Genomic DNA, 21739 nt, shown 5'->3' with positions numbered 1-21739 from the left:
CCGGGCGGGGCGGCGTTTTCGCAGCAGGGAGCTGGTGGTGTTGTCGGCTTACAACGGGGTGCCGTCGTCCACGTCCAGGGTCATCTGGTAGGTGAACTGATCGGGCCGGTACTGCACGTTGAGCAGGTCGACCAGATTGCCGTCGCCATCGTAGGAGCGGCGCTCCAAGGCCAGCAGTGCCGTGCCCGGTTCCACTTTCAGATGCAGGGCGGCGATGGCGTCGGCGTTCACTGCCGACAGCACCTGTTCCACCTGCTTGATCTGGATGCCGGCGGCCTGGAACAGCTTCAAGCGCGAGCTGTTGGCCAGCCGTGCCTCGTTGAATTCGGGGTGATCGGTATTGGTCCAGCTGATGTAGTAGCCGAACGGGACATCGCCACGCAGGCGCAGGCGGATGGCCTGTACCAGCGCGTCGCGTGGGCCGGTATCGAACAGGGCGCGGATCGGCTCCGGCGGTACCCCGCGGCGGAACTGCAGCAACTGCACCTTGGTGTGTTCGGCCAGCACTTCCAGGCTTTCCAGCAGCCCGGTCAGCGGGCTGTGCATCGGCTTGGGCCGGGAGCGGTGGATGACATGGGTGCCCTTACCGCGGCGGCGCTCGACCAGCCCTTCGGCGGCCAGTTCGTCCAGCGCCCGTTTGGCGGTGATGCGCGACACCCCAAAGCCGTCGGCCAGGTCGAACTCGGTGGGGATGCGGGCGCCGCGCGGGATCTCGCCATTGAGGATGCGGTCGCGCAGCAGGCTGAACATCTGGTGGTAAAGCGGCGTCGGCAAGTCATTGCGCAACAGCTTGTGCGCGTTGGCACTCAACAATGTGGCCAGTGTGTCTTGGGACATCTCGCTTCACCCTCCTTTGGCTTAATGCTATAACGATAGAACAAATAGGATAGGCCATGGTCACTGAAGAAACCGTGATTTGCTGGAGCCGTGACGGCGCGCTCGCCCGCATCGGCATCCACCGACCCGACAAGCGCAACGCCTTGGCTACCCGCCACTGGGCGGCGATCGAGGTCGCACTGGACGACATCGCCGCCAGTGACGCCCAGATCGTGGTGGTATCCGGCGTGCCGGGGGCGTTCAGTGCCGGCGCCGATATCGACGAACTCGGCCAGCTGCTCACCGCTCCGGCCGCCTTCGCCGCCAACAACGCCCAGGTCCAACGCACCCAGCTCAAACTGCAACGCCTGCCGCAGACCACCCTGGCCGTCATCGACGGTGCCTGCGTGGGCGGCGGCCTTGGCCTGGCCTTGGCTTGCGACCTGCGCCTGGCCAGTGCCCGCAGCCGGTTCGCTATCACCCCAGCCAAGCTCGGTTTAGTTTACAGCGCCGATGACAGCCGTCGGCTGGTCAACACGGTCGGCATGGCCCGCACCCGCGAAATGCTGCTGACCGGACGCCTGCTTGATGCCACCACCGCACTGGATTGGGGCCTGGTCAACCAGTTGGCGGGCGAGGACGGCATCGAGGCGCTGGAGCAGGCACAGGTCCAGCAGCTGTTGGCCACCTCCGGCCAGGCCAGGCGCGCGATCAAGACCGTGCTTGGTCATCTCGGTGGCGATGCCAGCATTGGGCCGGCGCAGGCCGAGGCGGCGTTCAACGACGCCTTCAGCAGCAGCGATTTCGTCGAAGGCGCGGTTGCCTTCCTCGAAAAGCGCGCGCCGCGCTTCGGCTGAGGCCGGTAGACATGCCGGTCTATCTGATCATCGAAGCGCACATCACCGACCCACAGGGCTTTGCCGCCTATGCTCGCGCAACCCCGGCCGTCGTCGCACGCCATGGTGGCCACTACTTGGTGATGGGCGGCGAACAACACAGTCTGGAAGGCGTGCATGCGCCAAGCCGCACGGTGATCTCCTGCTGGCCCAGCCGTGATGCAGCCATGGCGTTCTGGCACAGCGCCGACTACGACGCGATCAAACCGCTGCGCGCCGGCACCGGCAGCTTCCGTGTGCTGCTGGCCGATGGCGTGCAGACGCAAGACCTCAACGACATCGCAACCGAAGGGAAGGCTCCATGATCGACGCTTATCGCGCGCTGGCCCTGCAGACCACTTGCCGTGCCATCAATGCCTGTGCAACACCGGCTGCTGCCGCCGCAGCGGTGGCTGACAACATCGAACGGGTAGGTCGGCAGATCCGCGCTTCCAAGGCCTTCATCGGCGCCGACCTGAAGCTGGTGGTGCTGCCGGAGTACTTCGCCACCAGCTATCCGCTGGGCGACACCATTCCCGGCTGGGCGGCCAAGGGCTGCTTCGCCATGGATGGCGCCGAATACGAACAACTGGGTCGCATCGCCCAGGACAATGGCGTGTATCTGTGCTCCAACGCCTACGAGCGCGACCCGAACTTCCCGGAGCTGTACTTCCAGTCCTCGGTGATCCTGGACGACAGCGGCAACCAGATCCTGCGCTATCGCCGGCTGATCTCGCTGTATGCACCCAGCCCGCATGATGTCTGGGACAAGTACCTGGACGTATACGGCATCGACGGCGTGTTCCCGGTCGCGCGCACACCGCTCGGCCGCCTGTCCTGCATCGCATCGGAAGAAATCCTCTACCCGGAAATCGCGCGGGCGATGGGCTTGCGTGGTGCCGAGGTGTTCCTGCATTCCACCAGCGAAGTCGGCAGCCCGGAGCTGACCCCCAAGGACATCGCCAAGCGTGCCCGCGCGCTGGAAAACATGGCCTATGTGGTTTCGGCCAATACCGCCGGCATCAGTGGCGTGGATATTCCGCTGGGCAGTGCCGATGGCATGAGCAAGATCGTCGATGACCAGGGCCGGGTGCTGTCCGCCGCCGGTACCGGTGAGTCGATGGCCGCCTACGCTGATCTGGATATCGCCGGCCTGCGCCGCCGCCGCCTGCGTCCGGGCATGGGCAATTTCCTGTCGCGGCTGCCGCAGGCTGCGATCAATGCCGGCCTCGGCAGCACCGCCTTGAAGCCCAATGCGCTGCTGGACGGCGACAGCTTGAAGATCCCACAGCGGGCCGACTTCGCTGCCCGCCAGAAAGCCACCCTTGATGCACTGTTGAGCGCCGGAGTACTGGGCAATGACTGACGCAACCACGCTGCCGCTACGCAATCCGCGCACCGGCCTGCTCGATGGCGAACTGCCGATCACCTCCGCTGCCGAGGTTGCTGCCTTGGGCGCTGGCCTGCGCAAGGCGCAGCTCGATTGGGCTGCGTGCAGCATCGAAGAGCGCTGCGCGCGCTTGAATACGCTGGCCGACGCGCTGGTCGCGCGCCGTGACGGTTTCCTCGACGCCTTGCTGGCCGATACCGGCCGCTGGCACGAATCGCAGATTGAAGTGGATGGAACCGTTGGCGCGATCCGCCGCTGGGCGCAGCAGGCGGCAGGGTGTCTGGCGGAAAAGCCCGCCCAGCAGGAGGCCATTCCCTTCATCCACAGCCAGCAGACCTGGGTGCCGTATGCGGTGGTGGGCGTGATCAGTCCGTGGAACTTCCCGCTGATGCTGACGTTGATCGACGCGGTGCCGGCGCTTGCCGCGGGCTGCAGCATCCTCGCCAAGCCCAGCGAAGTCACCTCACGTTTCGTGCCGTTGTTGCGTGAATCATTGGACGAAGCGGGTCTTGGCGAGGTGTTCAAGCTGGTCACCGGTGCTGGTGCTACCGGCCAGGCGGTGATCGAGGCCAGTGACCAGATCTGCTTCACCGGCTCGGTCGCCACCGGCCGCAAGGTCGGCGAAGCCTGCGCGCGCCGCTTCATTCCGGCCTCGCTGGAGCTGGGCGGCAAGGACCCGGCGCTGGTGCTGTCCGATGCCAACATCGCACATGCCGCACGCGCGCTGGCCTGGGGCAGCTTCGTCAACGGCGGCCAAAGCTGCATGTCGATCGAGCGCGTCTACGTGGAAGCGCCGGTGGCGGATGCCTTCATCGCCGCGCTGGTGAAGGAAGCGTCCGCATTGGAGCTGGCGTGGCCGGACCCGAAGCAAGGCCAGATCGGCCCGGTGATCGCCGCCTCGCAGGTGGAGCTGGTACGCGCGCAGCTTGCCGATGCCAAGGCCAAGGGCGCGCGTGCGCTGACGGGCGGCGAGCTGATCGACCATGGCGGTATCTGGTGCCCGCCGACGGTGCTGGTTGATGTCAGCGACGAGATGGCGGTGGTCGCTGATGAAAGCTTCGCCAGCGTCCTGCCGGTGATGGTGGTGGTTGATGAAGCAGAAGCCATCGCGCGTGCCAATGCCACCGAGTTCGGTTTGTCGGCAGCGGTGTTCACGCAAAGCCCCGAGCGCGCGCAGCGGGTGGCGCGTCAGCTGCAGGCCGGCGGCATCTCGATCAACGACGCCTGCCTGACCGGCATGGTGCAGACCGCTGAGAAGCAGAGTTTCAAGCTGTCCGGCATGGGCGGCTCACGCATGGGCACGGCATCGATCCGGCGATTCGTGCGCGCACGCGCGCTGCTGATCAACACAGGTACGGCATCACCCTGGTGGTTCGCGCCGGCCTGAGGATCTGCCTCAGCACACCAGTACGAACTGGCCCAGGAAAATACCGAAGCCCAGCATCCACATCGCCAGCATCGCTGGAACCCCGGCGATGCGCAGCAGCCAGCGCGGCTGCGGCCGCGCATTGCGTGTTGCGCGGAAGATCAACAGCAGCAACACAATGCCGCCGCCAACGAACAGCGCGAAGATCGACCAGCCCAGCAGCCAGAACGCAGTGGATTTGCTCGATTCCTGCGGGCATTGGGCCATGGCCGAGGCCAAAGACGGCAAGGTACAAAGCAGTGCGGTGGTCAAAGCGGTGAACTTGCTGCGGCTTGCTGGTCGCATTGGACGACGCGTCCCCTTGTGCAGTCTCCAGCGCACATCCTGCCACGTGATGCGTCTGCGTGCAGTCGATGGGTCTGCAGCGCAGCGACGCTGAGGTGGGCGGAACTTCGCCGCACCCAGGCTTTCAGGCAGGGAATTCGATCACGGGCCCTGGTTGTACCGCTGGAGGCTGCAGCTTCACGGATGTGATCGAGGCGGTTTTAACCTGACATTTCACTCGCCTCTCGCATACTGGGCTTGCGGGCCCCGCGCCTGGTCCGTCTGTTGCATGAAATCCGGCGCGTGAAGCCAACAGGAGTGATGCTCATGAATCCGAACGCGCAGTTTGATCTGAGCGGCAAAGTCGCCATCGTCACTGGCGGCGGCAACGGCATCGGCCGTGCCAGCTCGCTGATGTTGGCGGCCCATGGCGCCGCGGTCGCCATCGCCGACCTGAAGCTGGCGGCTGCAGAGAAAGTGGCAGCTGAGATAGCGGCGGCCGGTGGCAAGGCCTTGGCATTGGAGTGCAATGTGCTCAAGGATGAGGATCTGGTGCGCACGGTCGAGCGCACAGTCAGCGAGCTTGGTGGCATCCACATCCTGGTGAATAACGCAGGTGGCGGTGGTGCCGGCCGCGAGAGTCCGTTCGAGATCACGCTGCAGCAGTTCGAGCGGCCATTCCAGATCAACGTGTTCAGTGCATGGCGGCTGTCGCAGTTGTGTGCACCGCATATGAAAAACGCGGGCTACGGTTCGATCATCAACATGTCGTCGATGAGCTCGATCAACAAGAGCCCGGCGATCAGTGCCTACGCTGCCTCAAAAGCGGCGATCAATCATATGACCGCGAATCTGGCGCACGACTACGGCCCGGCCGGGATCCGGGTCAATGCGGTGGGGCCGGGTGCGGTGCGCACGGATGCCCTGGCGACGGTGCTGACGCCGGAGATCGAGGAGCGGATGCTGTCGCATACTCCGATCAAACGCCTGGGTGAAGCCGACGACATAGCAGGTGCCGTGCTGTATTTCGCCGCGCCGATCTCCAACTGGGTCAGCGGCCAGACCTTGTTCGTCAATGGTGGCGGCGTACAGACGCTGGATTGATGCGTTGCCTATTCCGGTAGCGTTGACAGGAATTCGATCACGGCCTGGCGACGCGCCGGGTCGGCGGTTGCGTTGACCATCTTGCTGCCGGGCACCTGTTTGGTCGGTGATTTGATGAAGGCATCCAGGGTCTGCGCATCCCAGGTGATGTTGCTGGCCTTCATTGCTTCGGAGTAGTTGTAGCCGGGAGCGGTGCCGGCCTTGCGGCCAATCACGCCATGCAGGTTGGGACCGACGCGGTGGCCGAGATTGGCGCGGGTGTCGTGGCAACCAGCACAGATGGCGAATGCGCGTTCGAGTTCGCGTTGGTGCGGATCGGCATTGGACGAATGGTTGAAGGCGTCGCGCTGGCCGCAGGCGCTGAGCGTCAGGCAGGCGAGGGCGATCAGTGGCAGGCGGGACATTGCTTTCTCATTGCGATGGCGGCCGTGGTTGTTCGGCGTTGGCAATGATCGTCGGTGCTGGGAGTGGAAAGCAAAGGGCTTGGGTTTTTGGCAGGCTGGGGAGCTTTGAAGGAATGGCTGAAGCAAAGGCCGAAGCAAAGGCCGAAGCCGAAGCCGAAGCTCCCCTCATCCGCCCGTTGGGCACCTTCTCCCGCAAGCGGGAGAAGGGAGACTTCACGCTTTTTTGAGCCGTTGGAAAAAGCAAAAGCAAAAGCAAAGGCAACAGCAACAGCAGTGGCAAAGGCAAAGGCAAGAAGCCAAAGCCAGAAAGCAAAGAGCAAAGCCCCTCACCTGACATTGAGCTTCTGGAGCTTAGACGCGGGCCGCTTAGAAGCGTTGATCGAGGCTGCGGCTCTTCGCCTCCGGCTGTGGTTCGTAGAGCGGCCGAAGCCAGCAATGCCGTCCTCAGCAAAATTTTGCCGAAGTAGTCCCCTCTCCCGTTTACGGGGTGAGAGGGGAAGCTTACGAACCATCGGTTCGTTGCCCATCGAACGCCCTTGCGCCAGCGCAAGGGCCGGGGCGCGGAGCGGGGGTAGGGGTGAGGGCAGCTTCTAGCCTTTTGGCCTCCTAAGCTCTTGGTGCCTTTGGCCCTTCAAGCTCGGAAACTACGCCCCCAACCCTCACCTCTTCCCAGCAAACGTCCTATCCAGACTCTGCTCGAAGGTGTGATACCCGATCCGCTCATACAGTTCCTCGCGGGTCTGCATGGTGTCCACCACATTGCGCTGGTGGCCATCGCGACGAATCGCGGTATACACGTTCTCCGCGGCCTTGTTCATCGCGCGGAACGCCGACAGCGGGTAGATGCACATCGCAACGCCGACCGAACCCAGCTCTTCCGTGGAGAACAGCGGCGTCTGCCCGAACTCGGTGAGGTTGGCCAACACCGGCACCTTCACCGCATCGACAAAACGCTTGTACGTTTCAAGGTCATACGAGGCTTCGGCAAAGATGCCATCGGCACCGGCTTCCACGCAGGCCAGCGAACGCTCGATCGCCGCGTCCACGCCTTCCATCTGGATCGCATCGGTACGCGCGATCAGGAAGAAATCGGCATCGGTCTTGGCATCGGCCGCGGCCTTGACCCGGTCCACCATCTCGCCCAGCGACACGATTTCCTTGTTCGGGCGATGGCCGCAACGCTTGGCGCCGACCTGGTCTTCGATATGGCAGGCCGCCGCACCGGCCTTGATCAGCGACTTCACCGTGCGCGCGATGTTGAACGCGCTCGGGCCAAAGCCGGTGTCGATGTCCGACAGCAGCGGCAGGTCGCAGACGTCGGTGATGCGGCGGATGTCGGTGAGCACGTCGTCCATGGTGTTGATGCCCAGGTCCGGCAGGCCCAGCGAGCCGGCGGCGACGCCGCCACCGGACAGGTAGACCGCGCGGAAGCCCGCCCGCTTGGCCAGCAACGCATGGTTGGCGTTGATCGCACCGGGGATCTGCAACGGGCTTTCCTGCTTTAGCGCTTCGCGGAAGCGGGCGCCTGGACTGACAATGCTCATCAAAACTCCTGTGGGTTGATGGCGACGTTTACATCGCCGGATAGTTCGGTCCGCCACCACCCTGCGGGGTCACCCACACGATGTTCTGGGTCGGGTCCTTGATGTCGCAGGTCTTGCAGTGCACGCAGTTCTGCGCGTTGATCTGCAGGCGGGTATCGCTGCCTTCGCCGACGAACTCGTAGACGCCAGCCGGGCAGTAGCGCGCTTCCGGACCGCCATAGGTGGCCAGGTTGACCTTCACCGGCACGCTGGCGTCCTTCAAGGTCAGGTGGCTGGGCTGGTCTTCCTCGTGGTTGGTCGAGGACAGGAACACCGAGCTCAGGCGATCAAACGTCAGCACGTTGTCGGGCTTGGGATAGTTGATCTTCGGTTGGCTGGCAGCCGGTTCCAGGCACTCGTGGTCGGCCTTGGTGCGGTGGATGGTCCACGGCGCGTTGCGGATGCCCAGCTTGGGCAGCAGCCATTGTTCGATGCCGGTCATCAGCGTGGCCAGGGTGCGGCCCTTCTTGAACCACTGCTTGAAGTTCTTGGCCTGCATCAGCTCGGCCTTCAGCCAGCTGTTCTCGAAGGCTTCCGGATAGGCGCTCAGCTCATCGCGCGAGCGACCGGCGACCAGCGCATCGAACGCGGCCTCGGCGGCCAGCATGCCGGTCTTGATCGCGGCGTGGCTGCCCTTGATGCGGCTGACGTTGAGGTAGCCGGCTTCGCAGCCGACCAGTGCGCCGCCCGGGAACACGGTCTTGGGCAGCGACAGGATGCCGCCGGCGGTGATCGCACGCGCGCCGTAGGCAATGCGCTTGCCGCCTTCCAGGTGCTTGCGGATGGCCGGATGGGTCTTGAAGCGCTGGAATTCCTCGAACGGGCTCAGCCACGGGTTCTTGTAGTCCAGGCCGACCACATAGCCGATCGAGACCTTGCCGCCTTCGGCGTGGTACAGGAACGCGCCGCCGTAGGTGTCGTTGTCCAGCGGCCAGCCGGCGGCGTGCACCACCAGACCCGGTTCGTGCTTGGCCGGATCGATCTGCCACAGCTCCTTGATGCCCAGGCCGTACGCCTGCGGGTCCTTGCCGGCGTCGAGCTTGAATTTGCTGATCAGCTGGCGGCCGAGGTGGCCACGCGAGCCTTCGGCGAAGATCGTGTACCTGGCATGCAGTTCCATGCCGCGCTCGTAGTTCGGGCCCGGCGTGCCGTCCTTGTGGATGCCCATGTCACCGGTGGCCACGCCCATCACCGCGCCGTTCTCGTCGTACAGCACTTCGGCGGCGGCAAAGCCCGGGAAGATCGACACTTCCAGCGCTTCGGCCTGCTGCGCCAGCCAGCGGCTGACCTCGCCCAGGCTGATGATGTAGCTGCCGTCGTTGTGGAAGCACTCCGGCAGCAGTGCGTGCGGGGTGCTCTTGGCACCGGTTTCATTCAAGAACAGGAATTCGTCGCGGGTGACGGCCTGCCGCAGCGGCGCACCGCGTTCCTTCCAGTCCGGGAACAGCTCGTTGAGCGCGCGCGGGTCCATGACCGCGCCGGACAGGATGTGCGCGCCGGGCTCGGAGCCTTTCTCCAATACGCACACCGACAATTCCTGGCCCTTCTCGACCGCCAGCTGGCGCAGGCGGATGGCGGTGGCCAGACCGGCAGGGCCGGCGCCGACGATGACGACGTCAAATTCCATCGCTTCGCGCGGCGGCAGGGCGGTGTTGGCTTCAGTGTTCATGCAAGGGCTCTTGGGTAAAGGCCGGCGCGGTTTGGGCGACGACGGTTGCCTGGAACCGCCGCCTCAACGTGAGGCGGCGATGATCTGCGAAGGCGCAGCGTTCCAGATCAGCCCTGCGTTGTCTGCCAGATGGGCGAACACGCGTTCCAGGTGCTTGATGCGGTGCGGCTGGCCCATCACCCACGGATGGATGTTGAGCGCGAGCAGGCGACCCTGTCCGCTGCGCTGCGCTTCCTCCAGCAGGAAATCGCAGGCATCGACCATCTGGTCCGCATACTCGGCCTCGGCATGCAGATTTTCGCCGACGATGAAGCGATCTTCCAATTCCAGTGACAACGGCAGTGCGGTGAGCGGGCCATTGGCGGTCTGGAAGGGGTAGGGCAGCTCGTCGTTGATCCAGTCGCCAAACCACTGCAAACCGGCCTGTTGCAACAGTTCCGGGGTGTTCTCGGACTGCGAGCGGGCCGGTGACAACCAGCCCTGGATGGGACTGTCCGAATACGGGGCCAGCGCGGCCAAACTGCGCTGGATGTATTCAGCTTCGCGCGCCGGGTCCAGCCCGCCGTAGTGCACGCTGTCCATGTTCCAGCCATGCGCGACCAGCTCGGCGCTGTGCGCCTTGAGCCGGCGCAGCAGGGCCGGGTAGCGCTCGGCCAGTTCGCCGTTGACCGCGGTGCTGGCGCGCAGACCGTACTTTTCCAGCGCATCCAGTACGCGGAACACGCCGACCCGGTTGCCGTAGTCGCGCAGCGTGTAATGACGCAGGTCCGGATAGGGCATGACCATCGCACCGTGCGGTTTGAAGCCCTCGCCCTTGGGGTTGAGCGGGAAGTGCTCCAGGCTCAGGTTGATCCATACCGCCAGCGGCTTGTCGTCCGGCCAGCGCACGGATGGGCGCTGCGCCAGCATCGACCAGCTGTAGCGGTCGTGGTCCATGCCGTGGCGCAGGTGCGGGTATTCCAGGAAGCTGCGATCCAGGCTCATGCCGCGTCCTCCGCGTTGATCGCCGCCATCGAGGCCAGCGCGTCGTCGTAGTGCTTGTCCAGGTAATGCTGGGCGATCTCGCGGCCGGTGGCCTTCCACACCTTGTCGTGGCTGCAGATGTAGTCCATCGCGTCGTGGAACGCCGCCAGCCGATGCGGATGGCTGATCTGATAGGCATGCAACGGCACGCACATCACCGTGCCGGAGTTTTCGCCTTCGGCGTACAGGCGATCGAAGGCGTCCTTGATCATCTGCCCGTAGCGGCGCGGCTCGATCTTGTTGGTGACGTAGACGATGGTGTCGTTGAGCTCCAGCGAATACGGCACCGACACGAAGCGTTTTCCCGAGCGGGTTTTCACCGGCGTTGGCTGGTCGTCGTGGAACAGGTCGCAGGTGTACAGGCCACCGGCTTCGGCAAACAGGTCGATGGTGGCGTCCGAATGCGATAGCGCCGGTGCCAGGTAGCCATCGCAATGCTGGCCGGTGTGCTCGGTGATCAGCGCCATCGAATGCGCGATCATCTCGCGTTCCTGCGCCTCGTCCATGCCGTAGGTGTAGCGGGTGTTGTAGATGCCGTGGCTGAAGAATTCCCAGTTGCGCTCGGCCGCCATCTGGATCACTTCCGGGTGGTGCTTGAGCATGGCCGTGGACAGCGATACCGAGCCGCGCAGGCCGTACTGGTCCATCACCCGCATCATCCGCTGGTGGCCGACGCGGTTGCCGTAGTCGCGCGTGCCATAGCCCTGGATGTCGGGCAGCGGACGCGGCCATGGTTTGCGCTGCGGGTTGGCCGGCGGCGCGTACTCGTAGAACTCGATGTTGGGCGCGATCCACAGCGCCACGCGGGCACCGCCCGGCCATTCGATCTTCGGACGGCTGTCGTAGGGCCAGTAGTCGAACAGGCCCGGATCGGACTTGGTCGTGGCGTTCATGCGCGCAGCGCCTGCAGCTGTGCGGCCACATGCTCGACCGGCTCCACGTCGCCGTACTTGAGCATGATGTCGCTGAGGTTGGCGAAGTGCGGGATCTCGTGTTTGTCGGCCACGCATTCCTCCGGAACGATGCTGCGGTAGCCGCGTGACAGGCTGTCGATCACGCAGGCGCGGATGCAGCCCGAGGTCGAGCCGCCGGTGATGATCAGGGTGTCGATCTTGTGGAAGGTCAGCAGCGACCACAGGTTGGTTTCGAAGAACGGGCTGGCCATGCGCTTGTGCATGACGATGTCGCCGGGCTGCACGTCTGCGCGTGGATCGAACTGCGCGCGCTCGGAGCCGTGCTTGATGTTCTGCAATGAATCCGGCGTGTTGGTGCGGGTGCCCCAGGTGCCGGCGTCTTCGCCTGATTCCAGGTAGGCCACATAGGTCCACACCACCGGCAGGCCGAGCGCGCGCACCTGCGCCGACAGCGCGTTGATGTGCTCGATCTGGCGCGGGTCGGTCTCATACGCGGTCTTGAATGCGGCCAGGTCGGTATAGGCACGCTGCACATCGATGTTGACGATGGCCGGGCGCGCGCCGAAGCCGAACTTGGCGCGGTTGGGGTTGGCCTTGACCTGCTCCCAGTACTGGCGGGCGGTGAGGTTGGACGTTTCCATCACGGGCATGGGCTCTCTCCGTTGCAGTAGTGGGGATCAGGCGGCCGAGGCACGCGCGCGTTCGTCGCGCACCAGCGTCGCCGCCAACAAGGCCAAAACGATCAGCGCGCAGATCAGGCTGAAAGCGATGTGGTAGCTCTTGGTGATATCGAAGATCTTGGCGGTCACCCAGATGCCGAGACCGGCGGTGGTCGCATCGAGCAGGGTGATGGTGCCGAGGATCTTGCCGGCCGAGCCCAGGCCGAAGGCGTTGACCGCGAGCAGCTGGATCATCGTGTACAGGCCACCCCAGCCCAGGCCGAACAGGGCCAGCGAGTACCAGATCAGGTCAGCGCGCATCGTCGCCAGGATCAATGCACCTGCGGCCATGATCGTCAGGTTGACCAGGAACACGCGCTTGGCCGGCAATACGTCGGCAAGGAAGCCGAAGATGAACTTGCCCACCATCGCCAGCCCGAACATCAGGCCAAGGCCATTGCCAGCGGTGGCTGGCTCAAAGCCCAGGTCGCGCATGTGCAGGAACAGGTTGGAGGCAACCGCCATGATCGAGAAGAAGGTGGTCATCGCCACGAAGGCCAGCACCCAGAAGGTGCGGGTGCGCATCGCCTGCTGGTAGCTCAGGTCGGGCAATGAAGACGCGGCCGGCTTGCCAGCGGCTGCCTTGGCGGCCAGCGTGTCTGCACCCCAGGGCTGGATGCCGCCCGGGCGCGGGCTGCGCACGAACAGGAAGGCCAGTATCAGGAAGGACAGCGGAATCGCGGCTTCCCACAGCAGCGCGGCGCGCCAGTCCATGGTTTGCATCAGGTGCACGCCGAGCTTGGGGAACACCATGCCGCCAAGGCTGGTGCCGACCAGGGCAATACCGATCGCGGTGCCGCGATGGGTGGCAAACCACTGCGAGACGAAGATCACCGCTACGTTCAGGCCGGCGGCGACCAGCACCGCGGCAAAGCCGACATGGATCCAGTACAGGTGGGCCAGCGAATGGATGTGCGAGTAAGCCGCATACAGCGCCGCCAACAGGGCGATGCCGGCCAGTACCAGTTTGCGCGGGCCGACCTTGTCGATCAGCGCACCCAGGAACGGCGCCATCCAGCCGGCCAGCACCAGGGTGATCAGGTCGCGCAGCTTGAGTTCGCTGCGGCTCCACCCGAAGTCCTTGAGCAGGGATTCGTCAAAGGCGGTCAGGCCGGTTACGGTCAGGCCGTTGGAGACCAGCAGCACCAACATCCCCATCAACGCCATCAACCACGGGTAATAACGCTTCAACTTCATCGACGCACCTCAAGAGTTGGGTTATGGCAGGTAGATACGCCGGTGGGGGATTTCCGCCGCCGACGTTGACCGGGAGCGAATGGCATGCCTACACTTTGTCCGGACAAAGTGTGCCACAGTCTTTTACCCGGGAGGAAGCCATGCAAACCGTGATCGTCCTGTTCAACCTCAAAGCCGGCGTCAGCCGTGAGGAATACGAGGCCTGGGCGCGTGCCAGCGACCTGCCGGTGGTCAATGCGCTGCCGTCGGTGGAGAAGTTCGAGGTACTCAAGGCCAGCGGTCTGTTGATTGGTGAAGGCAGCTCCCCGTACGACTACATCGAGCTGATGCGCATTCCGGACATGGCGGCCTTTGGCGCCGACCTCGCCGACCCGACCGTGCAGGCCGGTGCAGCGCAGTTCCAGCAATACGCTGACAATCCGTTGTTCATCCTCACCAGCGCGCTGTAAGCGCACAAGGAACATTGGTCATGGCTCGTTTCCCCGAATTGCAAGGCAAGGTCGCACTCATCACCGGCGCTGGTCGCCGCGCCGGCCTGGGCGAGGGCATTGCCCGCCGCTTGCTGCAGGAAGGCTGCAAGGTGGTGCTGACCGACATCGGCCAGGTGCGTGGCGCCGAAATGCCGGTCACTGCGGTGGGTACCGACGAGGAGTTGGCGCAGGTTGCCGCCGAATTGGCTGCCAGCAGCGGTGGCGAGTGCGTGGCGATGGCCCTGGATGTGCTGGAAGAGGCGCAGGTGGAGGCGGTGGTCAAGGCCACGGTCGAACGCTTCGGCCGCCTCGACATCCTGGTCAACAACGCCGGCATCGGTTACCTGATGAAGTCGCTGGTCGACATCGATGCCAAGGAATGGGATGCGGTGCTGGGTGTGAACCTGCGCGGCGCCTTCCTGACCATCAAGCATGCCGGCCGGCAGATGATCGCCCAGGGCGGCGGCCGCATCGTCAACATCGCTTCGCAGGCGGCCAAGTCGGCCTTCCCGCATGCGGCGGCCTATTGCTCGTCCAAGCATGGTTTGGTGGGGTTGACCCGGGTTGCTGCGCTGGAGCTGGGCGCGCATGGGATCAACGTCAATGCGGTGTGCCCGAACCATGTGACCACCGGCTTGGGCGCCTGGCAGAACGAATACTTCGCTGAAAAGCAGGGCAAGAGCGTGGAGCAGTACCTGGCGGATATGCGTGCGCGCATTCCGGCGGGGCGTGCGGGTCTGCCTTCGGATACGGCCGCGGCTACCGCGTTTTTGTGCTCGGACGACGCGGTTTACATCACCGGCGAGGCGATAAATGTTTCTGGTGGTGAGGAGAACCACTGAGGCATTACCGCCGCATCCATCAGGTCGCTATTTCCACCTTCGCGGGAATGGCGGCATAGACGCCAAGCAGCCCCCACCACGCAACCAACAACCGCACCGAGACCACCATGTCCAAACCCGTTTACCAGTGGCCCAACAATGCACGCCTGGCCTTGTCCGTGGTCGTCAATGTTGAAGAGCTCTCCGAGTACAACGTGGGCCAGGGTGACAAGATCACCGAGCCGGTGGACGAGCTGCACGTGACCTTGTCCAAGCCGGTGCGCAACTACGGCAACGAATCCAACTACCGCTACGGCATCAACGAAGGCCATGCGCGCGTATCCGCGCTGCTGGACAAGTACAACGTCACCAGCACCTATACCGCTGCTGCCGTGTCGCTGGAACGCGCACCGGAAATCGCCGATTACCTGCGCGGTAGCCGCCACGAAGTGTGTTCGCACGGTCACCGCTGGATCCACCAGTTCCGCTTCAACGAAGAACAGGAACGCCAGTTCATCCGTGACGCCACCGACAGCATCGAGCAGACCACCGGCGTACGCCCGGTTGGCTGGTTGTCGCGTTACCTGCATACCGCCTCCACCCGCCGGCTGTTGCAGGAAGAAGGCTTCCTGTACCACATGGATGACTATTCGGCCGATGCACCGTTCTGGGGCGATGTCGACGGCAGCGACAGGCCGATGATCGTGGTGCCATACCAGCTCGACACCAATGACATGAAGATGTGGGTGGCACCGTCCTACCTGCCCAAGGACTGGTTGGATTACGCCATCGACAGCTTCGACACGCTGTACGCCGAAGGCGAGCACAGCCCCAAGGTGATGTCGCTGGGCCTGCACCTGCGCATCATCGGCCGTCCGGGTCGCATTGGCGCATTCGAGAAGTTCCTGCAATACGTCGCGCAGAAGCCGGGGACCTGGTACGCCACCCGTCGCCAGATTGCCGAACACTTTGCTAAGCAAGTGAGCGCAGCATGAGCGCTGCATTGAACAATCCGCGCCGCTGCCTGCTGTTCGTGCCGGGCTCGCGCCCGGAGCGCTACGCCAAGGCGGTCGCCACCGGTGCCGACCAGGTCTGCATCGATCTGGAAGATGCGGTTGCGCCGTGCGACAAGGAAAGTGCGCGTGCTTCGCAGTTCGCGTTTCTTGCGGACAAGCCAGAAAGCCGTGGTGAGATAGGCCTGCGCATCAACCCCTTGTCCACCGAGCTGGGCCAAGCGGATCTGAAAGCATTGGCGTCATCCGGTTTGAATCCGGCCTTCGTGATGTTGCCAAAGGTCGAAACCGTGGCCGAGCTTCAGCAAGCCGACAACGCACTTGCTGCCATCGACACCGTGTTCATCGCGCAGATCGAAACGCCGAAGGGCTTGCTGGATGCGCGCGCGCTGGCCACCGCGATTCCGCGCCTGCAGGCGCTGATGTTTGGTGGCTTCGACTACATCGTCGCGCTGCGTGGCCGCGCCGGCTGGGACAGCTTCTTCCACCCACGCGTACAGCTGGCGACGATTGCCGCCGAAGCCGGCGTCGGCTGTCTCGATGTGCCCTTCCTCGACATCAAGGACGAAGCAGGCCTGGTTGATGAAACCGACCGCGTGATCAACCTCGGTTTCACCGCCAAGGCGGCCATCCATCCGGCCCAGGTCGACCCCATCCAAAGCCGTTACCTGCCAACCGCAGGCGAGTACGAGCGCGCCCAGCGCGTCATCGCCGCATTGGCCGCAAGCGGCGGCGAAGCCATCCAGCTCGACGGAAAACTGGTGGATCGCCCCATCGAAATTGCCGCAGAACGCGCAATCGCACTCGGTGAACTCGGCGTACGCGCCGGCTGACCGCAACGCTCCATTGAACGCCTGATCGCCCCCTCTTTGACCAAGCTGCGCCCAGCGCCAGCCCAACCCGCACCAAAAGGACATTGTCATGGTTCAGAACGTCAAGCAGATTTCCGAAAACCGCTTCCGCGAAACCTTCGGCCGCTACTACGAAGAGTTCAATGTCGGCGACATCTACGAGCACCGCCCGGGTCGCTCGATCACCGAGACCGACAACACCTGGTTCACCCTGCTGACGATGAACACCCATCCGATGCACTTCGACAAGGAATACGCCAAGGCATCGGAGTTCGGCAAGGTCATCGTCTGCTCGCCGTTCACCGTGGCGCTGATGGTCGGCATGAGCGTCACCGATGTCAGCCAGAAGGCCGTGGCCAATCTTGGTTGGAGCGAGATCAAGATGACCCATCCGCTGTTCGTCGGCGACACCCTGGTGGCCGAATCGGAAGTGCTCGAAAAGCGTGAATCCAAGTCACGCCCGGGAGCCGGCATCGTCACCTGTCGTACTGATGGCTTCAACCAGGACGGCAAGCTGGTCTGCACCTTCAACCGCACCATGCTGATCGCAAAGCGCGGCCACTCGGTGGAAGACAAGGTCAACTACTGAGGCGCAATGATGAGCACCGAACCGGAACAGCTGTGGGGCCCTGACGAAGAGCAGGCACTTCTCGACTCGATTGACCACTGGGTGGAAAAGTCGGTCGCGTCTATCGCGCAGGAATACGATCAGGAGGACAAGTACCCGCATCACCTGGTCGAGGAGATGAAGGACCTCGGCCTGTTCGGTGCCACCATCTCGCCCGAATACGGCGGCCTGGGTTTGCCGGCGCGCATCTACGCCAAGATCGTGATCAGGGTGTCGTCGGTATGGATGGCGCCGACCGGCATCTTCAACTCGCACCTGATCATGGCTGCGGCCATCGAGCGCTGCGGCACCGAGGCGCAGAAGCAGAAGTACCTGCCGCGCATGGCCACTGGCGAATTGCGTGGCGCGTTGGGTTTGACCGAGCCGAATGCCGGCACCGATCTGCAGGCAATCCGCACGGTCGCCAAGCGCGAGGGCGATCACTATGTCATCAACGGTGCCAAGACCTGGATCACCAATTCCATGTATGGCGACATGGTGCTGCTGCTGGTCAAGACCGACCCGGAGGCGCAGCCGCGCCACAAGGGCATGACCATGTTCATTGCCGAGAAGGGTGAGGGCTTCATCGTCGCCAAGAAGCTGAAGAAGTCCGGTTACCGCGCCATCGACACCTGCGAGCTGGTGTTCCAGGACTACAAGGTGTCGGCTGACTGCATGCTCGGCGGCGTTGAAGGCCAGGGGTTCCAGCATGCGGTGGGTGGCCTGGAGTTGGGTCGCATCAATGTGGCGGCGCGCGGCTGCGGCATTGCCGAGGGCGCACTGCGCCTGTCGGTGCGCTATGCGCAGGAGCGCATGACCTTTGGCAAGCCGATCGCCGAGCACCAGGCCATTCAGCTCAAGCTGGGCGAGATGGCCGCCAAGGTTGAAGCCTCCAAGCTGCTGATCGAGAGTGCGGCCAACGCTTATGACAAGGGCGAGCGCTGCGATATGGAAGCGGGCATGGCCAAGTACTTCGCTACCGAGACGGGCGCGTACTGCGCGCAGGAAGGCATGCGGATTTTTGGTGGCTACAGCTACTCGGTAGAATACGACATCGAGCGCTTCCACCGCGACGCCATGCTGATGTGCATCGGTGAAGGCACCAACGAAATGCAGCGCATCATCATCGCCAAGCAGCTGGTAGCAAGAAACAAGATTTAACAGCCCAAGCAGACCAAAGCCCCCTCCCCCGAATGCATCAGACGCAAAGCCCCTCTCCCGCCTGCGGGAGAGGGGTTGGGGTGAGGGGAAGCTCTACGAGCGAAGTCAAAAGCTCCCCTCATCCGCCCTCCGGGCACCTTCTCCCGCAAGCGGGAGAAGGGATAGATCAGAAGCCGAAGCCACGGCGACAGCCAAAGCCAAAGCCAAAGCCAAAGCCAAAGCACCAGCCAAAGCACCAGCCAAGGCACCAGCCAAAGCCAAAGCAACAGCAATAGCCAAAACCAAAGCAACAGCCAAGTAGACGCAACAGCAGCATCCCTCCACCGCGGTCCTCAACCGCCGCGGTGCTTTTTACAAACCAGAGGCCACACATGAAAGACCTTCCCCTGCAGGGACTGCGCATCCTTGCCGTCGAACAGTACGGTGCTGGCCCCTATGGCTCGATGCATCTGGCCGATCTCGGCGCGGAGGTCATCAAGATCGAATCCCCGCCGGATGGCGACGTGTCGCGCGGTACCGGCCCGTACTTTCTGGGCGAAGGCGACAGCCTGTTCTTCCAGACCTTCAATCTCAACAAGCGCTCGCTGCGGCTGGACCTGAAGGCTGCCGAAGGCCGCGAGGTATTCGAGAAGCTTGTCGCCAGCGCCGACGCCGTTCTCAACAACCTGCGTGGCGACCAACCTGGCAAGCTCGGCCTGGACTACGCCACGCTGAGCAAGCTCAATCCCAAGATCGTCTGCGCCCACCTGTCCGCCTATGGCCGCGACAACGAACGCGCCGCATGGCCGGGCTATGACTACCTGATGCAGGCCGAAGCCGGCTTCATGGCGTTGACCGGTGAGCCCGACGCGCCACCGGCCCGCTTCGGCCTGTCGATGGTCGACTTCATGACCGGCACCACGATGTCGATGGGCCTGCTCGCCGCCATCATCGGTGCGATGCGCACCGGCCTTGGTCGCGATGTAGATGTCAGCCTGTTCGATGTGGCCCTGCACCAGCTCAGCTATCCGGCGACCTGGTACCTCAACGAAGGCCACCGCACCGAGCGCCTGTCGCGCAGCGCACACCCGTCCACCGTGCCGTGCCAGGTCTATCGCACCGCGGACGGCTGGGTGATGGTGATGTGCATGCTGGAGAAATTCTGGCAGACCTTTGTCGAAGGTATCGGCAATCCGGCCTGGGCCGCCGAGCCGCGCTTCGGTAGTTTCGCTGAGCGCCGCAAGGTGCGTGAGGAGCTGACCGTGCTGGTCGATGCCATCCTCAGCACCCAACCGAGCGCACACTGGACCCAGTTGTTCGCAGGTCGTATTCCGATCGCGCCGGTGCTGGACATCGCCCAGGCACTGGACAACCCCTATGTGCGCGACGTCGACATGCTGCAGGACGTCGAGCATGCAAAGGGCACGCAGCGCCTGCTGCGCAATCCCATCAAGCTCGACGGCCAGCGCCTGAGTGGCACGGCCTGCCCGCCGCTCAATGCCGATGCCGATGCGCTGCTGCGTGAGCTGGGCTACAACGATGCAGACCGCGCGCGTCTGCTGGGCGCGTGAGGCAACGGAGCTGATGATGAAGCTTGAAGGTGTACACGTACTTGATCTGTCGCTGTTCCTGCCGGGGCCGCACCTGACCATGGTGATGGCCGATCACGGCGCCGATGTGATCAAGATTGAGCCGCCCGGTGGTGAACCGGTGCGCGAAGTCGGGCTCAAGCAGGCCGGTGCTTCGACCTGGTTCCGTAACACCCATCGCGGCAAACGCTGCATCGTGCTGGATCTGAAAAGCACCGATGGCAAGGCCGCTTTCGCCAAACTGGTCGAGTGGGCCGATGTGGTGGTGGAAGCGTTCCGGCCCGGTGTGGCCCAGCGTCTTGGTATCGACTACGGCAGCTGCAAGGCGATCAATCCGAAGCTGGTGTACTGCTCGATCAGCGCCTTCGGCCAGACCGGGCCAAAGGTCAACCGGCCTGCGCATGATCTGGCGATGCAGGCCGATACCGGCGTGGTCAGCCTGAACCGTGCGCCGGATGGCACGCCGGCGATGCCGCATATGCCGGTGGCTGATATGGCCGGTTCGCTGATGGCGCTCAACGGCATCCTGATGGCCTTGTTCCGCCGCGAACGCACGGGCGAGGGTGACTACATCGATCTGTCGATGCAGGACGCCTTGATGGCCTGGTTGCCGAATGTGCTGGGCCCGCCGTTCGCACTCGGCCGCGACCCGGTGGTCAAGGAAGAACGCAGTTGGGGCGGCAATGCGCTGTACAAGCTCTACCGCTGCGCCGACGACCGCTGGATCGCACTCGGCGGTGCCGAGCACAAGTTCGCCGAGAACCTGTTGAACGCGCTCGGCCGCGCCGACCTGATCCACCTCTGCCATCTGCCACCGGGCAGCGGTCAGGACCCGGTCAAGCAATTCCTGGCCGAAACCTTCGCCCGCCGCACGCTGGTGGAGTGGACGCTGTTCCTGCACGACATCGACGTGTGCTGGGCGCCGGTCAAGACGCTGACCGAAGCCTTCAATGATCCGCATACACGTGCGCGCGAAATGGTCTGGACCGATGCACAGGGCGGAACCCACCTGGGCATTGCCATCAAGTTCGCCAACGAGCCGGGGCGTATCAATCCGCAGTTGGATGACGTCGGCCAATCCACCGCAGCAGTACTGGCTGAACTAGGTCTCTAGAAAGCTGCAGGACTTGCTCCCTCCCTTGCGCGCCGCGCAGGGGAGGGTTGGGGAGGGGTAGCTCTTGCTTCAAGCACCACCCCAAAAAACTCAGGCGTCGCTACCAATATCGCTGGTTTCATCAGTCACGCTGGCCGCATGACGGCGACGCTGCGCGATCTGCCGCGACTTGGCCTCGATGGCCTCGTTGTCGCGCTTGTTCTTGCGGTACAGCGCATAGCCAATCAAGCCCAGGCCAACCGCTGCAACAGCGACGGTAGCGGTGGGGTTGCGCTTGGCGACGCGGGTGACGGCACGGCCGCCGGTCTTCATCGCACCAATGGCGGCGCCAGTCTTGAGCCATTCGGCTGCGCTGGAACCACCGTGCTTGATGTTGCCACCGGCGCTGTTGACCAGTTCCAGTGCACGCTCCAGTGCCGGGCCGGTGATATCGCTGAACTTGCTCATGTGGGGACTCCATGTAGATGAGGGCCAGACCCCCATTCTTACCAGAGGGCCGTGTACGGGATGTTAGCCGGGAAGCGTTGGGCGTGGTTGTGGAAGGCTGAAGCGGGAGTAACGGTGGCGGTGAGAGCCAAAAGCTACCCCTCCCCAACCCTCCCCTGCGCTATGCGCAAGGGAGGGAGCGGTTCCTGGCAATCTGTCGGCGCGCAGCGCGGCCGCTTCGGGGGCCCCCCCTTGGGCGATCGCCGGGGGGGGGGTGGGGGGGGGGGGGGTGTGGGGGGGCCGCCGCCGGGAGGACCCCGGGCG

General features: G+C 63.9%; 24 protein-coding genes. 13 read left to right on the top strand and 11 right to left on the bottom strand.

Going from position 1 to position 21739, the window contains the following annotated elements:
- Positions 1-48: 48 nt before the first annotated feature.
- On the bottom strand, positions 49-837 hold the full coding sequence (locus tag ACVOMF_RS11765; RefSeq protein ID WP_481509458.1) for a GntR family transcriptional regulator: 789 nt from the start codon (positions 835-837) through the stop codon (positions 49-51).
- A 56-nt stretch (positions 838-893) separates the two neighbouring features.
- Here ACVOMF_RS11765 and ACVOMF_RS11760 point away from each other — a divergent pair, with 56 nt between their 5' ends.
- The 4 genes from ACVOMF_RS11760 to ACVOMF_RS11745 are packed head-to-tail and all read left to right on the top strand — an operon-like array spanning position 894 to position 4468.
- Positions 894-1673: an enoyl-CoA hydratase/isomerase family protein gene (locus ACVOMF_RS11760; RefSeq protein ID WP_481509457.1), complete on the top strand. Its 780-nt coding sequence runs from the start codon at positions 894-896 to the stop codon at positions 1671-1673.
- Positions 1674-1684: 11 nt separating this feature from the next.
- The gene (locus ACVOMF_RS11755; protein WP_481509456.1) at positions 1685-2017 is read left to right on the top strand and encodes a DUF1330 domain-containing protein; all 333 of its coding nucleotides are present in this window, start codon (positions 1685-1687) and stop codon (positions 2015-2017) included.
- Positions 2014-3057 carry a nitrilase-related carbon-nitrogen hydrolase gene (locus ACVOMF_RS11750; protein ID WP_481509455.1) on the top strand — a complete coding sequence of 348 codons (1044 nt, stop codon included), beginning with the start codon at positions 2014-2016 and terminating at the stop codon, positions 3055-3057. The genes ACVOMF_RS11755 and ACVOMF_RS11750 overlap by 4 nt, the downstream gene beginning before the upstream one ends.
- A complete protein-coding gene (locus tag ACVOMF_RS11745) occupies positions 3050-4468 on the top strand; it encodes an aldehyde dehydrogenase family protein (protein WP_481509454.1) in 1419 nt (472 codons plus the stop codon). The genes ACVOMF_RS11750 and ACVOMF_RS11745 overlap by 8 nt, the downstream gene beginning before the upstream one ends.
- Positions 4469-4477: 9 nt before the next feature.
- On the opposite strand, the gene ACVOMF_RS11740 is transcribed toward ACVOMF_RS11745, so the two are convergent.
- Positions 4478-4792, bottom strand: a complete 315-nt coding sequence (locus ACVOMF_RS11740; protein ID WP_481509453.1) for a hypothetical protein — start codon at positions 4790-4792, stop codon at positions 4478-4480.
- A gap of 306 nt (positions 4793-5098) precedes the next feature.
- On the opposite strand from ACVOMF_RS11740, the gene ACVOMF_RS11735 reads away from it, so the two are divergent.
- The gene (locus ACVOMF_RS11735; RefSeq protein ID WP_481509452.1) at positions 5099-5875 is read left to right on the top strand and encodes a glucose 1-dehydrogenase; all 777 of its coding nucleotides are present in this window, start codon (positions 5099-5101) and stop codon (positions 5873-5875) included.
- A gap of 8 nt (positions 5876-5883) precedes the next feature.
- On the opposite strand, the gene ACVOMF_RS11730 is transcribed toward ACVOMF_RS11735, so the two are convergent.
- The 8 genes from ACVOMF_RS11730 to ACVOMF_RS11695 form a co-directional block, all read right to left on the bottom strand.
- Positions 5884-6279 (bottom strand): c-type cytochrome, encoded by a 396-nt coding sequence (locus tag ACVOMF_RS11730; RefSeq protein ID WP_481509451.1) that lies wholly within the window; start codon positions 6277-6279, stop codon positions 5884-5886.
- The gene (locus ACVOMF_RS11725; RefSeq protein WP_481509450.1) at positions 6261-6599 is read right to left on the bottom strand and encodes a hypothetical protein; all 339 of its coding nucleotides are present in this window, start codon (positions 6597-6599) and stop codon (positions 6261-6263) included. Before ACVOMF_RS11725 ends, ACVOMF_RS11730 begins: the two co-directional genes overlap by 19 nt.
- Positions 6600-6938: 339 nt before the next feature.
- Positions 6939-7823, bottom strand: coding sequence for a methylisocitrate lyase (gene prpB, locus ACVOMF_RS11720; RefSeq protein WP_481509449.1), 885 nt, complete (start codon positions 7821-7823; stop codon positions 6939-6941).
- A 28-nt stretch (positions 7824-7851) separates the two neighbouring features.
- Complete coding sequence (locus ACVOMF_RS11715) at positions 7852-9531, bottom strand: electron transfer flavoprotein-ubiquinone oxidoreductase (RefSeq protein ID WP_481509448.1); 1680 nt, start codon at positions 9529-9531, stop codon at positions 7852-7854.
- 63 nt (positions 9532-9594) lie between these two features.
- Positions 9595-10515 (bottom strand): polysaccharide deacetylase family protein, encoded by a 921-nt coding sequence (locus tag ACVOMF_RS11710; RefSeq protein WP_481509447.1) that lies wholly within the window; start codon positions 10513-10515, stop codon positions 9595-9597.
- On the bottom strand, positions 10512-11447 hold the full coding sequence (locus ACVOMF_RS11705) for a polysaccharide deacetylase family protein (RefSeq protein ID WP_481509446.1): 936 nt from the start codon (positions 11445-11447) through the stop codon (positions 10512-10514). The genes ACVOMF_RS11710 and ACVOMF_RS11705 overlap by 4 nt, the downstream gene beginning before the upstream one ends.
- Positions 11444-12118 (bottom strand): isochorismatase family protein, encoded by a 675-nt coding sequence (locus ACVOMF_RS11700; RefSeq protein WP_303747971.1) that lies wholly within the window; start codon positions 12116-12118, stop codon positions 11444-11446. The genes ACVOMF_RS11705 and ACVOMF_RS11700 overlap by 4 nt, the downstream gene beginning before the upstream one ends.
- Positions 12119-12145: 27 nt before the next feature.
- Positions 12146-13384: an MFS transporter gene (locus ACVOMF_RS11695; protein WP_481509445.1), complete on the bottom strand. Its 1239-nt coding sequence runs from the start codon at positions 13382-13384 to the stop codon at positions 12146-12148.
- 140 nt (positions 13385-13524) lie between these two features.
- Between ACVOMF_RS11695 and ACVOMF_RS11690 the strand changes: the two genes are divergently transcribed.
- The 8 genes from ACVOMF_RS11690 (at position 13525) to ACVOMF_RS11655 (ending at position 20989) form a co-directional block, all read left to right on the top strand.
- Positions 13525-13833 carry a hypothetical protein gene (locus tag ACVOMF_RS11690; protein ID WP_296246630.1) on the top strand — a complete coding sequence of 103 codons (309 nt, stop codon included), beginning with the start codon at positions 13525-13527 and terminating at the stop codon, positions 13831-13833.
- Between the two features lie 20 nt (positions 13834-13853).
- Positions 13854-14696: an SDR family NAD(P)-dependent oxidoreductase gene (locus ACVOMF_RS11685; RefSeq protein ID WP_303747968.1), complete on the top strand. Its 843-nt coding sequence runs from the start codon at positions 13854-13856 to the stop codon at positions 14694-14696.
- 107 nt (positions 14697-14803) lie between these two features.
- Positions 14804-15670 (top strand): polysaccharide deacetylase family protein, encoded by an 867-nt coding sequence (locus tag ACVOMF_RS11680; RefSeq protein WP_481509444.1) that lies wholly within the window; start codon positions 14804-14806, stop codon positions 15668-15670.
- A complete protein-coding gene (locus ACVOMF_RS11675; protein WP_481509443.1) occupies positions 15667-16521 on the top strand; it encodes an HpcH/HpaI aldolase/citrate lyase family protein in 855 nt (284 codons plus the stop codon). The genes ACVOMF_RS11680 and ACVOMF_RS11675 overlap by 4 nt, the downstream gene beginning before the upstream one ends.
- Positions 16522-16609: 88 nt before the next feature.
- Entirely contained in the window at positions 16610-17128 is a 519-nt protein-coding gene (locus tag ACVOMF_RS11670; RefSeq protein ID WP_057634054.1) for a MaoC family dehydratase, read from the top strand.
- 9 nt (positions 17129-17137) lie between these two features.
- On the top strand, positions 17138-18307 hold the full coding sequence (locus ACVOMF_RS11665) for an acyl-CoA dehydrogenase family protein (protein WP_481509442.1): 1170 nt from the start codon (positions 17138-17140) through the stop codon (positions 18305-18307).
- 371 nt (positions 18308-18678) lie between these two features.
- Entirely contained in the window at positions 18679-19857 is a 1179-nt protein-coding gene (locus tag ACVOMF_RS11660; RefSeq protein ID WP_481509441.1) for a CaiB/BaiF CoA transferase family protein, read from the top strand.
- 16 nt (positions 19858-19873) lie between these two features.
- On the top strand, positions 19874-20989 hold the full coding sequence (locus tag ACVOMF_RS11655; protein WP_481509440.1) for a CaiB/BaiF CoA transferase family protein: 1116 nt from the start codon (positions 19874-19876) through the stop codon (positions 20987-20989).
- 90 nt (positions 20990-21079) lie between these two features.
- Here the strand turns inward: ACVOMF_RS11655 and ACVOMF_RS11650 are convergent, their stop codons facing one another.
- Positions 21080-21436 (bottom strand): hypothetical protein, encoded by a 357-nt coding sequence (locus ACVOMF_RS11650; protein ID WP_282268299.1) that lies wholly within the window; start codon positions 21434-21436, stop codon positions 21080-21082.
- Between the last annotated feature and the right edge of the window lie 303 nt (positions 21437-21739).

It is taken from the genome of Stenotrophomonas sp. STEN022 (assembly GCF_056760155.1).
Note: the sequence above shows the minus strand (reverse complement) of the source record. Positions and strands in the feature narration are given on the sequence as shown.